Raw genomic sequence first — 13,069 nt, 5'->3', positions numbered from 1 at the left:
GGCCGACGCCGACACCGGCGCCGGGCGCTCCGCCGTCTCAGCCGGTGACGGTGTCCGGCACCTTCGCCTTCCCCCGGCCCACCTGCGTCCGCACGGCCCCCATGCTCGCCGCGATGACCAGGGCGATGGCCAGGGCCTGGAGCGAGGTGAGGGCCTGGTCGAGGATGAGGAAACCGGCCCCCGCCGCGATCGCGGGTTCGAGGCTCATGAGGATCGCGAAGGTGGAGGCGGGCAGGCGGCGCAGCGCGAGGAGTTCGAGGGTGTAGGGCAGGACCGAGGAGAGGATCGCGACGGCCGCGCCGAGCCCCACGGTCGCCGGGTGCAGCAGCTTCGTACCCGACTCCGCGATCCCCAGCGGCAGGAAGAGGACGGCTCCGACGGCCATCGCGAGCGCGAGCCCGTCCGCCTGCGGGAAGCGGCGGCCGGTGCGGGCGCTGAAGACGATGTACGTCGCCCACGCGACGCCCGCCGAGAGCGCGAACGCGACGCCGACCGGGTCGAGGCTGTCGAAGCTCCCGCCGCCGAGCAGGAAGACGCCGCCGAGCGCGAGGGCCGCCCAGATCGCGTTGACCGCGCGGCGGGAGGCCAGGACCGAGAGTGCCAGGGGTCCCAGCACCTCCAGGGTGACGGCCGGGCCGAGGGGGATGCGGGCGACGGCCTGGTAGAAGAGGCCGTTCATCGTGGCCATCGTGATACCGAAAACGATCACCGTGCCCCAGTCCGCGCGCGAGTGGCCGCGCAGGCGGGGGCGGCAGATCAGCAGGAGTACGACCGACGCGACCACGAGCCGCAGCGTCACCACGCCGAGCGCGCCCGCCCTCGGCATCAGCAGCACGGACAGGGCGCCGCCGAACTGCACCGACACACCGCCGGCCAGCACCAGGCCGATGGGGCCGAGGGGGCTCGTCCCCCTGGTCCGTCCCCCGCCAGGGGTAGTACCGCTCTCGCCGCGGAGGGTTCCGGGTACGCCGCCGGTCGGGGTCGCGATCGTCGGTTCAGGGGTGGTCACTGGCGGTCCCGGTGCTCGGTGAGTTCATCGTGATGCACTTCCAAGTCCACGGTAATGGACTCAGTCAGGCGTGTGAACCGGGTTTGCCACTGTCTCGGACCGTGAGATGGCCTTCAGGCGCTGCGGTAGGGGTGACCGGGGTCGTACTCCTGAGGTATGTCGTACCTCTGAGGGACGGGCGGTACGTGACCGTAGTAGGGCTGGTACGGGTCGTACGCGGTGTAGGGGTTGACGTCGGGTGCCGGTGCGGGAGCCGGGGTGTCGTACCCGTGGCCCCCGTACCCGTAGTGCGCCTGGCCCGCTCCCCCGACCCACACCGCCGCCGCCTCCTCCGGGAACACCGGCATCCGCAGCTCCCCCGTGTCCATCACGGCGTTGTTCTGCGAGCGGTGCAGCCGGGAGTACGCCCCGCCGCGCGCGAGCAGTTCCTCGTGCCGTCCGGTCTCGACGACCCGCCCCCGGTCGACGACGAGGATGCGGTCGGCGTCGGGCGCGAGGTTGAGGTCGTGGGTGATCATCAGGGTCGTCCGCCCGGCCATCAGCCGCCGCAGCGGTTTGACCACCCGGCGTGCGGACATCGCGTCGAGCCCGGTCGTCGGCTCGTCCAGGACCAGCACCGGGGAGTCGCGCAGGATCGCGCGGGCGATGGCGAGCCGCTGGAGCTGCCCGCCGGACAGCCGCGCGGTGCCGGGTTCGATACGGGTGTCGTACCCGTCGGGGAGGCGTACGACGAAGTCGTGGGCGTCGGCCGCGCGCGCCGCCGCCTCGATCGCCTCGTCGCTGGCGCCGGGCCGGCCGCAGGCGATGTTGGCGCGGACGGTGTCGTGCAGGACCAGCGTCTCCTGGGGGAGGAGGGTGACGTACTCCCGCAGCCGGCCTAGGGGGAAGTCCCTCAGAGGTATGCCGTCGAGGCGTACGTCTCCGGTATCGGGGTCGTAGAACCTGAGGAGGAGTTTCGAGACCGTGGACTTCCCGGCGCCGCTCGGCCCGGTGACGATCACCAGCTCGCCGGGGCTGACGTCGAAGGAGAGCCCCCGGAGGGCGTCGCGGTCCGCGCCGGGGTAGCGGAAGGCGACGTCGCGGACCGCGATCGCACCGTCCGGGCGGCCGGTGTCGGCGGCGTGCCGGGGGTCGGTGACCGACGGCCGGACGTCGAGGATCTCGATCAGCCGCTCGGCGCCGGCCGTGGCCGCCGTGATCGTGAGCCCGAGCTGCGCGAGGCCGCGCACGGGCGGATAGAGGTAGCCCAAGAAGGCGGCGAACGCGAGGAGTTGGCCGAGCGTCATCCGTCCGGTGGAGATCTCCCAGGCGCCGATGCCGATCACCGCGAGCACGCACACGGTCTCGATGACCTGGACGAGCTGCTCGTACGCCTCGTTCAGCCGGGTCGCCCGGACGGAGGCACGGAACCACGCGGTCGCCTCCTCGCGCAGCCGGCGCCGTTCGGCGTCGCGGCGGCCGTACGCCTGGGTGAGGACGATGTTGCCGAGGGACTCCTCGACTACGGAGGTGATCGCGCCGTCCGCGACCCGGCCCGCGCGGGAGACGTCCTTGATGGAGCCGGAGAAGCGGCGGGCGGCGAGCCAGAACAGGGGGGCCAGGACGAAGGTCGCGGTGGCGAGGTCCCAGCGCAGCCAGAACGCGGCGGCGGCGTAGAAAAGAGCACTGAACCCGGCCGAGGCGGCGCCCACGAGGCCGGAGACGACCATCGTCTCGATCGCCTCGACATCACTGGTCAGCCGGGACAACAGGTCGCCCTGGCGGTGGACTTGGAAGAAGTGCGGGGGCAACTGCTGTACGTGGTCGAAGACATGCTCGCGCAGTCTCATCACGAAGCGTTCGGTGGCCCAGGCGGCGAGGGAGTTGCCCGCGTACGCGACGACCGCGCCGACGACGGCGACCCCGAGCCACTGCGCGGCCGGGACCCAGAAGGCGTTCAGGGAGCCCTGGTTGAGGGCGTGGTCGGTCAACTCGCCGAACAGCAGGATGGCTTCGGTCTCGGCGAGCGCGGCGAGGATCGTGCAGACCCAGACGACCAGCAGCCACTTCCGCAGGCCCTCGGTCAGCGGCCAGAAGCGGCGGAACGCGACGCGGGACGGAATGGTGGGGGTGTCGTATTCATCTGCGTCGGCATCTTCATCGGTGTCGAATTCACCGGCCTCCGCATTTCTGTCGGCCATGTGAAACACCCTTTCCCAGCCGCCGAATCATCATGGACGAACGAACCGGAAAAGGGCCGGCAGTGCACCACCGGCCCTTTTCTGCTCACCGCTGGATCAGTGGCCCTGACCGGGGATCGGCTTGGGCGCCGGCGGAACCGGGCGCTTGGCCTTGGGCTTCGGCTTCGGCGGGGGCGGGAGCTGCTTCGACTTCGGCTTCGGGGGCAGCGGGGCAAGCTTCTTGAAGCTCATTCCAACTCCTAGGGGGGGGATTGCGCTGTACCTTCGATTTCGTCGAATTCCGCGTCCGGAACCCGATACCGAAGAACCTACACGCCTCTCATGTTTACGGGCGGCAAAGTTGGCAAAGAGGCGCTGTGAATACCTTTGAAAAAGCTGGGCGTTCCGTCAGAGGGGTCAGCCGCGTCCGTCACGCGGCCCGAACGTCTCCAGCGCCAGCGTGTCCGTCACCCGGGCGTGCAGATAGGTGTCCGCCCACTCGGCGATCCCCGGGTACCCGCACTCCTCGACCAGCCGCGCGACGGCTCCCGGCACGTCGTACGGCGTGACCCGCAGGTCCACCCCCGGCCCGAGCAGGCACCAGTGCGCACCGGGACGGCCGTAGGGCATGCCGACGCTGCCCGGGTTGACGACCAACTTCCCTTCGGCGAGGCGGAGATAGGGCATGTGGGTGTGGCCGCAGACGACAGTGCGTACGGCGGGATCGAGGCCGGCGAGGACCTCGCGCCAGCGGGCCGGGCGGGAGTCGACGAGGACGACCTCCTCGTCGTCGCGGGGAGTCGCGTGGCAGAACAGGGTCGCGCCCAGCCCGGCGACGGTGAGCGTCAGGGTCGCCGGCAGGGCGGCGAGGAAGCCGACGTGCTCCTCGGTGAGCGCCCGCGCGGCGAACGGGCCTATGGGGTCCGGGTTTTCGTCGCGCAGGCCGCGCCGGTACTCGACCAGTTCCCGGTCGGCGTTGCCGGAGACCCACCGCACGCGGTCGCCCTGCTCCCTCAACAGGTCGATGACTTCGGCGGGTTGGGGTCCGGCCGCGATGTCCCCGGTGAGGACGACCACGTCGGCGGCGGCGACGTCCGGCTCGGCCAGCACCGCTTCCAGGGCGGGCAGAACGCCGTGGATGTCGGACAGGACGGCGACCGACTGGGCTTCCTCGTACGTCACTTGGTGTCCCTCTCTTCGTCCAGCGCCTCGGCGAGGACCTCCGCGAGGTGCCGGCCGCGCACCCCGGCCAGCTGTTCCAGCTGGGTCCGGCAGGAGAAGCCGTCGGCGAGGACGACCGCGTCCTCGGGCGCCTGCCGTACGGACGGCAGGAGTTGTTCCTCGGCGCAGGCGGACGACACCTCGAAGTGCCCTTGTTCGAAGCCGAAGTTACCTGCGAGCCCGCAGCATCCGCCGCTCAGCTCCCCGCTGAGACCGGCGGCGTCCCGCAGACGCCGGTCGGCCGTGTCGCCGAGTACCGCGTGCTGGTGGCAGTGCGTCTGCCCGACCACCGGCCGGTCCAGCCGGGGCGGCGTCCAGTCGGGGGCGTACCTCTCCAGCGCCTCGGCGAAGGTGAGGACCCGGGCGGCGAGACGCGCGGCTCGCGGGTCGTCGGGGAGGAGTTCGGGGAGGTCGGTGCGGAGGGCCGCGGCACAGCTGGGTTCGAGGACGACGAAGGGAAGGAGGGGCAAGTCGCCTTCCTCGCCGGGGAGTTCCTCCACCGGGTACGGATCGAGCAGGTACGGATCGAGCAGGTCCAGCGTCTCCCGCAACACCTGCCGGGCCCGCTCCAGCTGGCCGGTGGACACGTAGGTGAGCCCGCAGCACACCTTCCGCCTACGTGCCGGCCACGGCGCCGCCCCGCCCTTCCAGCGCACGGCCGGCGGCAGCAGGACCGTCATCCCGGCCGCCTCCAGCACCCGAACTGCCGCCTTTCCCACGTCCGGTGACAGGTGTTCAGTAAAAGTGTCCGGCCACAGCACGACCAGGTGTCCGTCCCGCAGCCACGCGGAGCGGGCCCGCTTCAGTTCGGTCCTGAACCGGCGTTTCCACCACCGGCTGAACGTCTCCGCCGCCACCCGGGGAATCCCCCGCTCGGGAGCGACACCCCCGATCCGCTTCCCCAGCGCGGCCAACGGCCGTACGGAGGCGAGGGAGTTGACGAGCGGCGCGGTCCGTGTCCGGGCGATCCACCGCAGCCACTGCGGCAGCCGGCCCATGCTGTAGTGCGCGGCGGGCCGGCGCCGCCCCTCGTAGTGGTGGTGGAGGAACTCGGCTTTGTAGGTGGCCATGTCGACGCCGACAGGGCAGTCCGAGCGGCACCCTTTGCAGGACAGGCAGAGGTCGAGGGCGTCCCTGACCTCCGTGGACCGCCAGCCGTCGGTGACGAGTTCACCGGCGAGCATCTCGTGCAGGAGCCTCGCGCGCCCCCGGGTGGAGTGGGCCTCCTCGCCGGTCGCGCGGAACGACGGGCACATGACGGCGGGCCCGGACGCCGTCGTCGTACGGCACTTGGCGACGCCGACGCAGCGGCGTACGGCGGCGGAGAAGTCGCCGCCGTCGGCCGGGTAGCCAAAGACGACCGGGACGGGCTCGCGGGGCAGCGGGGCGAAGCGGAGGTTGGCATCGAGGGGTGCGGGCCGGACGAGCATGCCGGGGTTGAGGAGGTCGTCGGGGTCCCAGAGCGCCTTGACGCGTTCGAAGAGGGCGACCATCTCCTCCCCGTACATCCTGGGTAGTAGCTCCGCGCGCGCCTGGCCGTCGCCGTGCTCCCCGGAGAGGGACCCGCCGTGGGCCGTGACGAGGTCGGCGAGTTCCTCCGAGAAGCGGCGGAAGCGGGCGATGCCGGGGCCGGTGAGGAGGTCGAAGTCGATGCGGACGTGGATGCAGCCGTCGCCGAAGTGCCCGTAGGGGGTGCCGTGCAGGCCGTGCGCGGCGAGGAGGGCGCGGAAGTCGCGCAGGTAGGCGCCGAGGCGGGCCGGCGGTACGGCGCAGTCCTCCCAGCCGGGCCACGCCTCGCGGCCGTCCGGGGTCCGGGTCGCCGTACCGCTCGCGTCCTCCCGGATCCGCCACAGGGCGCGCTGCTCGGCGGGGTCGGTGACGACGACCGCGTCGACGGCGTCGGCCGCGCGGACGATCGCCTCACCCCGTACCCGTGCCTCCTCCGGTGTCTCGCCGCCGGTCTCGACGAACAGCCAGGCACCCCCTCGGGGCAGCGCGTGGCTCTCAGGTACGAGATCGGCTGCCATACCTTCGACCGTCAACGGCCCGTACGGCAGCAGCCCGGCCGCCGCCTCCGCCGCGCCGCCCTCGTCGCCGTACCCCAGGACCGCGAGGGCCCGCGCGCGGGGCGCCTCGACGAGGCGGACGGTGGCCCGCGTGAGGATCGCGAGGGTGCCCTCGGAGCCGCAGTACGCGCGGGCCGTGTCGGCGCCCTTCTCGGGCAGCAGGGAGTCCAGGGCGTACCCGGAGATGCGGCGGGGCAGTTCGGGGAAGCCGGTGCGCAGGCGGGCCAGCTCGGTGTCGACCAGTCGGCGTAGTCCTTCGGGACTACCCGCCCAGTCCGGGCCCAGGGTGAGGCGGGCGCCGCGCGCGGTGACGACGTCGAGGGTGCGGACGTTGTCGGCGGTCGTCCCCCACGCGACGGAGTGGGAGCCGCAGGAGTTGTTGCCGATCATGCCGCCGAGGGTGCAGCGGCTGTGGGTGGAGGGGTCGGGGCCGAAGCGCAGGCCGTGCGGGGCGGCGGCGTCCTGGAGGCGGTCGAGGACCAGGCCGGGCTGGACCACGGCGGTACGGGTGGCGGGGTCCAGGTCGAGGACGCGGTTCATGTGCCGGGTGAAGTCGAGGACGACGCCGGTGCCGGTCGCCTGACCCGCGATGGAGGTACCCCCACCTCTGGGTACTACGGGTACCCCGTACTCCCGGCAGATCTCCAGGGCGGCGGCCACATCGGCGTCATCCCTGGGAGCTACGACTCCGAGGGGGATCCGCCGGTAGTTCGAGGCGTCCATGGTCACGACGGCACGGGAGGCGGTGTCGAAGCCGACGTCGCCCCGCAGGGCCGTGCGCAGTTCCGCTTCCAGGTTCGGCATGGGTACAGGAAATCAGGCGGGGCGGCCGGGGGCAGGGGGCCGGACGTTCAAGATCCTTCAAGGAGTACGCGATCACGGTGTCCGAATGGTGTCTCATCCGACGGACCTCGTTTCGCTCGCGTTTCTCCCAACGGCTACCCTCCCCCCGTGGCTGAGATCCGGATTCCCTCTGACATCAAACCCGCGGACGGACGTTTCGGCGCGGGTCCCTCCAAGGTGCGGATCGAGGCGCTGGACGCCCTCGCCGCCACCGGTACGTCCCTCCTGGGTACGTCACACCGGCAGGCCCCGGTGAAGAACCTGGTCGGCGAGGTCCGCGAGGGCATCTCCGCGCTGTTCGCCCTACCTGAGGGCTACGAGGTCGTCCTCGGCAACGGCGGCTCGACCGCGTTCTGGGACGTCGCGACCCACGGGCTGATCGAGAACAAGTCGCAGCACCTCACCTTCGGCGAGTTCAGCTCGAAGTTCGCCAAGGCGGCCAAGCTCGCCCCTTGGCTGGCCGAGCCCACCGTGATCTCCTCCGACCCGGGCACCCACCCCGAGGCGCAGGCCGAGGCGGGCGTGGACGTGTACGCGTTCACCCACAACGAGACGTCCACGGGTGTCGCGGCGCCGGTCAAGCGCGTCGCGGGCGCCGACGAGGGCGCGCTGGTCCTGGTCGACGCCACCTCCGGCGCGGGCGGCCTGCCGGTCGACATCGCCGAGACGGACGTCTACTACTTCGCCCCGCAGAAGTCCTTCGCCTCCGAGGGCGGCCTGTGGATCGGCGTCTTCTCCCCGGCCGCGATCGAGCGCGCCGAGCGCGTCCACGCCTCCGGCCGGCACGTCCCGGAGTTCTTCAGCCTCCCCACGGCGATCGACAACTCCCGCAAGAACCAGACGTACAACACCCCGGCGCTCTCCACCCTGTTCCTGCTGAACGAGCAGCTCAAGTGGATCAACGGCCAGGGCGGCCTGTCCTTCTCCACCGCCAGGACGAAGGACTCCTCCACCCGCCTCTACACCTGGGCCGAGGAGTCGAAGCACGCGGCGCCGTTCGTCACCGACCCGGCGAAGCGCTCGCAGGTCATCGGCACGATCGACTTCGCGGACGACATCGACGCCGCCGTGATCGCCAAGGTCCTGCGCGCCAACGGCATCGTCGACACCGAGCCCTACCGCAAGCTCGGCCGCAACCAGTTGCGCGTCGCCATGTTCCCGGCGATCGACCCGGCGGACGTCGAGGCCCTCACGAAGTGCGTCGACTACGTGATCGAGAACCTCTGACTCCCTTGCCGCCCGGCGTAGTTGTCCGCCGCGCACAGGTACGACGCTGAAGGGCGCCCGGTGAACTCCGGGCGCCCTTCGCTCCGTTCAGGTGGCCGTGCAGCTGAGGCTGGGCGCGCTGCCCCCGCCGGGCGCGGCCCCGAACCCGAAGGTGGCCGAACTCCCCGCGGACAACGCCCCGTTGTGGGCGGCGTTGGCGGCGGTGACCGAGGCCCCGCTCTGGGTGTACGAGGCGTTCCACATGCTGGAGATCTGCTGGGCGCCGGGGAAGCTCCAGGCGACCTTCCACGAGGAGATGGCCGTGGTCCCCGAATTCACCACTTTCACCTCGGCGTTGAAGCCGCCGCCCCAGTCGCTGGTGACGGCGTAGGTCGCGGTGCAGGCGGCACTCCCGCCACCGCCTCCGCCGCCCCCGCCCCCTCCGCCGCCGACCGGCGGGAAGGCGGGCGCCTTGACGCTCGCGAGGTAGCCGTCCTTCACGGTGTCGACGGTCTGCCAGTCGTCCTTCAGGATCCCGCCGGTATCACCGGAGTTGGGGTTCCACGACCAGAAGGTCCAGTGGAAGGAGTCGGCCCCGTTCGCGGCGGTCGGGCGCAGGTAACTCACCAGCGCCGCCAGCCACTTCTGGTCCACGGTCGCCTGGAGCGTCGTACCGAACTCGCCCACCCACACAGGGGCGATGTTCTGTTTGAAGATGTAGCCCCAGTACTTGTCCCAGATGCCCGGCATGTTGTTCGGGAACGTGGGGTCGTTGAACCAGCTCTGCTGGGCGACGCTCGTGGCGTAGTCGTGCGCGGAGTACACCACCCGGTTGGGGACGGAGAGTTGGACGGGGTACTGGGCGACGCCCATCAGGTTGCCGCCCCACCAGCCGGAGACTCCGTTGAAGGTCTGGACGCCCTCGACGAAGATCAGCAGGTCGGGGTTGACCGAGAGGATCGCGTTGCCCGCGCGCTGGGCGGCCAGCCGCCAGTCCTTCGTCGTGTCCCCGCAGCCCCAACAGGCGGGATCGTGCGGCTCGTTGTGGAGGTCGATGCCGACGACGGCCGGGTTCCCGGCGTAACGGGACGCCAGGGACTTCAGGTTGGCGATCCAGGTCGACTCCGGGACGGCGGCGGTGTACCAGAGCGCGGACTGTCCGCCGCCGTCCGGGCGGTGCCGGTCGAGGATGACCCGCAGGCCGTCCTGACCGGCGTACGACACGATCTTGTCCAGTATCCCCAGGGAGTTGAGGCCCTGGAGGTCGGCGTTCTTGCCGCTGGAGAAGTCGATGCTGTTGGGGACGGTCGAGGGTTTGAAGATGTCGTCGCTGTACGGAATGCGGATGGTGTTGTAGCCCAGCGACTTCATCTGGTCGATCATGCTCTTGTAGTCGCGCGACCACAGGCCATGGACCACGTAGTTGCCGGTCTCGAAGCCGAACCAGTTGATGCCGGCGACCCGGACGGGCTGTCCGGCCGCGTCGAGGATCTGACGGCCGCTGGTGTGCCAGTACCCGGCCCCCGGCGCCTCTGCGGCCCGCGCCGGCTGCGCGGCCGCGAGCCCCAGGGGCAGCAGCAGTGCGGCGGCAACCGCGCACAGCGCTCTTCGCACGTTGCGGAACATGTCCCTTGTTCCTCTCGGAGGTGCGGATCCGGAAATGTGGGAGCGCTCCCACATCCGCACCTCCCAGAGAAGACCGGTCCCAACACCCCGTCAAGGACTACGACATCACTTCCCGAGCTTCCTGAACCGCCCGACCGCCAGCGGCAGGAAGAGCGCGCCCAGGAGCAACGGCCAGACGAACGCCATCAGTTGGGCGTTCTGCTCGATCCAGGTGTCCCCCGCCCCGGCCGGTGACCCGAACAGTTCCCGGGTGGCCCCGGCCGTCGCCGAGACGGGGTTCCACGCGGCCACGAACCCCAGCCAGTCCGGCATGAGCTGGGGCGCGACGAAGATGCTGGAGATCATCGTCAGCGGGAAGGCGACCGCGAACAGCCCGCCCGCCGCCTCGGGGTTGGGGACGACGAAGCCGAGCCACACCCCGAGCCAGATCAGCGCGAGGCGCAGCCACAGCAGCAGCCCGAAAGCGCCGACGAATCCCCAACTCCCTTCCGGACGCCACCCGATAGCCAGTGCGGTGAGCATCATGATGGCCAACTCGGCGCAGGCGACGAGGAGATCGGTGACCCCGCGTCCGGCGACGACCGCCGAGGACGCCATCGGCATCGAACGGAACCGGTCGACGACCCCCTTCTGCGCGTCGTACACGACGACCGTGGCGGTGTTGATGAACCCGAACGCCATCGTCATGACGAACATGCCCGGCATCAGGAAGTCCTTGTAGTCCCCGCCTCCCGGCACGTGCATCGCGCTGCCGAAGACGTAGCCGTAGAGCAGGACGGAGAGGATCGGGAAGCCCAACTGCCAGAGGATGTTGACGGGTTGGCGCCGGTAGTGGGTTAGGCCCCGGCGGACGATGTTCCAGCAGTCGGCCAACGCCCAGTAGGCGCGGCCGTGTTCGCGGGCCGGGGTGAGGTCGAGGGTGCTCACGCGGCGGGCTCCTTCGTGGTCGCGGCCGTGGCCTGGGCCGGGGTCGGCTCGGCGCGGTGGCCGGTCAGACGCAGGAACACGTCGTCGAGGCTCGGCCGGCGCAGGCCGATGTCCTCGACCCGCACGCCCTCGTCCTGGAGGGTGCGGGCCACCGCGGTGAGCGCGGCGACCCGGTCGGTGACGGTGGCGTGCACCCTCAACTCGCCCTCGTCCGCCTCGGGTTCGCCGTCCGCCACCCGGGCCATCACCTTCACCGTCCGCTGGATGTCGGCGCGTTCGGCGAGGACGACCTCGATCCGGTCGCCGCCGATCATGTCCTTGAGGCCGTCGGGGGTGTCGTCGGCGATGGACCGGCCCCGGTCGAGCACGGTCACCCGGGAGGCCAGCCGGTCCGCCTCCTCCAGGTACTGGGTGGTGAGCAGGACCGTGGTGCCGTCCGCCACCAACGCCCGTACGGCGTCCCAGACTTCGCCCCTGCCCCGGGGGTCGAGGCCGGTCGTCGGCTCGTCGAGGAAGAGCACCGCGGGGGCCAAGATCATCGACGCGGCGAGGTCGAGGCGGCGCCGCATGCCGCCGCTGTAGCCGTCCACGCCCCGGTCGGCGGCATCGCGCAGGCCGAAGCGGTCCAGGAGTTCGGCGGCGCGCTGCCGGGCCCGCCTGCCGCCGAGGTGGAAGAGGCGGCCGAACATCTCCAGGTTCTGCCTGCCGGTGAGGACCTCGTCGACCGCCGCGTACTGCCCCGTGAGCCCGATCCGCGCCCGCACCTCGCGCGCCCTGCGGACCACGTCGAGTCCGGCGACCTCCGCGTGGCCGCCGTCGGGGCGCCGCAGGGTGGCCAGGATACGGACGGCGGTGGTCTTGCCGGCCCCGTTGGGCCCGAGCAGCCCGTGCACCGTGCCCTCGCGGACGGCCAGGTCGAAGCCGTCGAGGGCGGGTTTTCCGGCGTAGCTCTTGCGTAAGGCTTCGGCGCGGACGGCGTACGCGGTGGTCATGGGGTTCCCCTCACTCCGTGGTGGTAGCTCTGCGGCGGTAGCTCTCTGGTCCTGGCCGCACGAACAGCTCTCGGGGCCCAGCCGCACCCGATAACCGAGTACACCGTACCCGATAACGCGTACGCCGTACCCGGTTTTTCCGTCCGGAACTACACTGCCCCCATGACGAGCAGCGCGGACACCGGCGGCACCGGCGACGACACCCACCGCCGGGACCAGCACTGCCGGGACCAGATCACGCGCACCCTCGAACTCCTCTGGGAGGGCGCCCGCCGCCCCGCGCGCGGCCCGCGGCCGACGCTCACCCTGGACCGGATCGTCGAGGCCGCCGTCGAGATCGCCGACCGGGAGGGCCTGGACGCGGTGTCGATGCGCCGGGTCGCGGCCGAACTCGGTACGGGAGCGATGTCGCTCTACCGCTACGTCCCCGGCAAGTCGGAGCTGGTCGAACTGATGCTGGACCGGGTGAACCGCGTCTCGCAGGACCCCGGCGACTTCGGCGACGGCACCTGGCGGGAGGCCCTGGAGGCCATGGCCCACGCCATGCTCGCCCTCTACCACCGTCACCCCTGGGTACTACCCGCCAGCCGCTCCCGCCCGCTGCTCGGCCCGAGCGCGCTGGACGGCATGGAGAAGGTGCTCACGCGGATCCGGCCGATGGGCCTGAGCGACACCGAGCTGGTGTCGGCGATCATGACGGTCGAGGGGTACGTCGTCGGCGCCGCGCGCACCCAGGTCTACTACCAGGAGGCCGAGCGCGTCTCGGGCCTGACGACCTCCGACTTCTACGAGGCGCAGTCCCCCTACATCTCCAAGGTGATGGAGTCGGGCCGCTACCCGGTCCTCGCCTCCCTCGACCCCGACACCTGGACGCCCTCCTTCGACCACTTCGGCTTCGGGCTCCAGCGCATCCTGGACGGCCTCGACGCGCTCGTCGCCCAGCGCGCGGAGGGACAGCCCAGTACCGAGAAGCGACCCGGTACCGGGGAGTGACCTGATACCCGGGAGTGACCCCCTACC

General features: G+C 71.2%; 10 protein-coding genes. 2 read left to right on the top strand and 8 right to left on the bottom strand.

Features of this window, described 5'->3' with window-relative positions:
- Positions 1–37: 37 nt before the first annotated feature.
- From ACLZOT_RS25785 to ACLZOT_RS25765, 5 genes are all read right to left on the bottom strand, one after another.
- Entirely contained in the window at positions 38–1,009 is a 972-nt protein-coding gene (locus ACLZOT_RS25785) for an EamA family transporter (RefSeq protein WP_416971439.1), read from the bottom strand.
- Positions 1,010–1,122: 113 nt separating this feature from the next.
- Positions 1,123–3,189: an ABC transporter ATP-binding protein gene (locus ACLZOT_RS25780; protein ID WP_416971438.1), complete on the bottom strand. Its 2,067-nt coding sequence runs from the start codon at positions 3,187–3,189 to the stop codon at positions 1,123–1,125.
- 96 nt (positions 3,190–3,285) lie between these two features.
- A complete protein-coding gene (locus ACLZOT_RS25775; RefSeq protein WP_416971437.1) occupies positions 3,286–3,420 on the bottom strand; it encodes a hypothetical protein in 135 nt (44 codons plus the stop codon).
- A 165-nt stretch (positions 3,421–3,585) separates the two neighbouring features.
- Positions 3,586–4,350, bottom strand: a complete 765-nt coding sequence (locus tag ACLZOT_RS25770) for a metallophosphoesterase family protein (RefSeq protein ID WP_416971436.1) — start codon at positions 4,348–4,350, stop codon at positions 3,586–3,588.
- Complete coding sequence (locus ACLZOT_RS25765) at positions 4,347–7,259, bottom strand: FAD-binding and (Fe-S)-binding domain-containing protein (RefSeq protein WP_416971435.1); 2,913 nt, start codon at positions 7,257–7,259, stop codon at positions 4,347–4,349. The genes ACLZOT_RS25770 and ACLZOT_RS25765 overlap by 4 nt, the downstream gene beginning before the upstream one ends.
- A gap of 147 nt (positions 7,260–7,406) precedes the next feature.
- Between ACLZOT_RS25765 and serC the strand changes: the two genes are divergently transcribed.
- Positions 7,407–8,525 carry a phosphoserine transaminase gene (serC, locus tag ACLZOT_RS25760; RefSeq protein ID WP_416971434.1) on the top strand — a complete coding sequence of 373 codons (1,119 nt, stop codon included), beginning with the start codon at positions 7,407–7,409 and terminating at the stop codon, positions 8,523–8,525.
- A gap of 87 nt (positions 8,526–8,612) precedes the next feature.
- Here the strand turns inward: serC and ACLZOT_RS25755 are convergent, their stop codons facing one another.
- From ACLZOT_RS25755 to ACLZOT_RS25745, 3 genes are all read right to left on the bottom strand, one after another.
- A complete protein-coding gene (locus ACLZOT_RS25755) occupies positions 8,613–10,130 on the bottom strand; it encodes a cellulase family glycosylhydrolase (RefSeq protein ID WP_416971433.1) in 1,518 nt (505 codons plus the stop codon).
- 105 nt (positions 10,131–10,235) lie between these two features.
- Entirely contained in the window at positions 10,236–11,057 is an 822-nt protein-coding gene (locus tag ACLZOT_RS25750) for an ABC transporter permease (RefSeq protein ID WP_416971432.1), read from the bottom strand.
- Entirely contained in the window at positions 11,054–12,049 is a 996-nt protein-coding gene (locus ACLZOT_RS25745) for an ATP-binding cassette domain-containing protein (RefSeq protein WP_416971431.1), read from the bottom strand. The genes ACLZOT_RS25750 and ACLZOT_RS25745 overlap by 4 nt, the downstream gene beginning before the upstream one ends.
- A gap of 162 nt (positions 12,050–12,211) precedes the next feature.
- Between ACLZOT_RS25745 and ACLZOT_RS25740 the strand changes: the two genes are divergently transcribed.
- Entirely contained in the window at positions 12,212–13,042 is an 831-nt protein-coding gene (locus tag ACLZOT_RS25740) for a TetR/AcrR family transcriptional regulator (RefSeq protein WP_416971430.1), read from the top strand.
- Positions 13,043–13,069: the final 27 nt, after the last annotated feature.

Source organism: Streptomyces sp. 4F14, from assembly GCF_048159485.1.
In the GTDB taxonomy this organism is placed as follows: Bacteria; Actinomycetota; Actinomycetes; order Streptomycetales; family Streptomycetaceae; genus Streptomyces.
Note: the sequence above shows the minus strand (reverse complement) of the source record. Positions and strands in the feature narration are given on the sequence as shown.

Coding starts and splice junctions, on each gene's coding strand:
- ACLZOT_RS25780 (WP_416971438.1), bottom strand. CDS start 3,189: ATGGCCGACAGAAATGCGGAGGCCGGTGAATTCGACACCGATGAAGAT.
- ACLZOT_RS25745 (WP_416971431.1), bottom strand. CDS start 12,049: ATGACCACCGCGTACGCCGTCCGCGCCGAAGCCTTACGCAAGAGCTAC.
- ACLZOT_RS25740 (WP_416971430.1), top strand. CDS start 12,212: ATGACGAGCAGCGCGGACACCGGCGGCACCGGCGACGACACCCACCGC.
- ACLZOT_RS25775 (WP_416971437.1), bottom strand. CDS start 3,420: ATGAGCTTCAAGAAGCTTGCCCCGCTGCCCCCGAAGCCGAAGTCGAAG.
- ACLZOT_RS25755 (WP_416971433.1), bottom strand. CDS start 10,130: ATGTTCCGCAACGTGCGAAGAGCGCTGTGCGCGGTTGCCGCCGCACTG.
- ACLZOT_RS25765 (WP_416971435.1), bottom strand. CDS start 7,259: ATGCCGAACCTGGAAGCGGAACTGCGCACGGCCCTGCGGGGCGACGTC.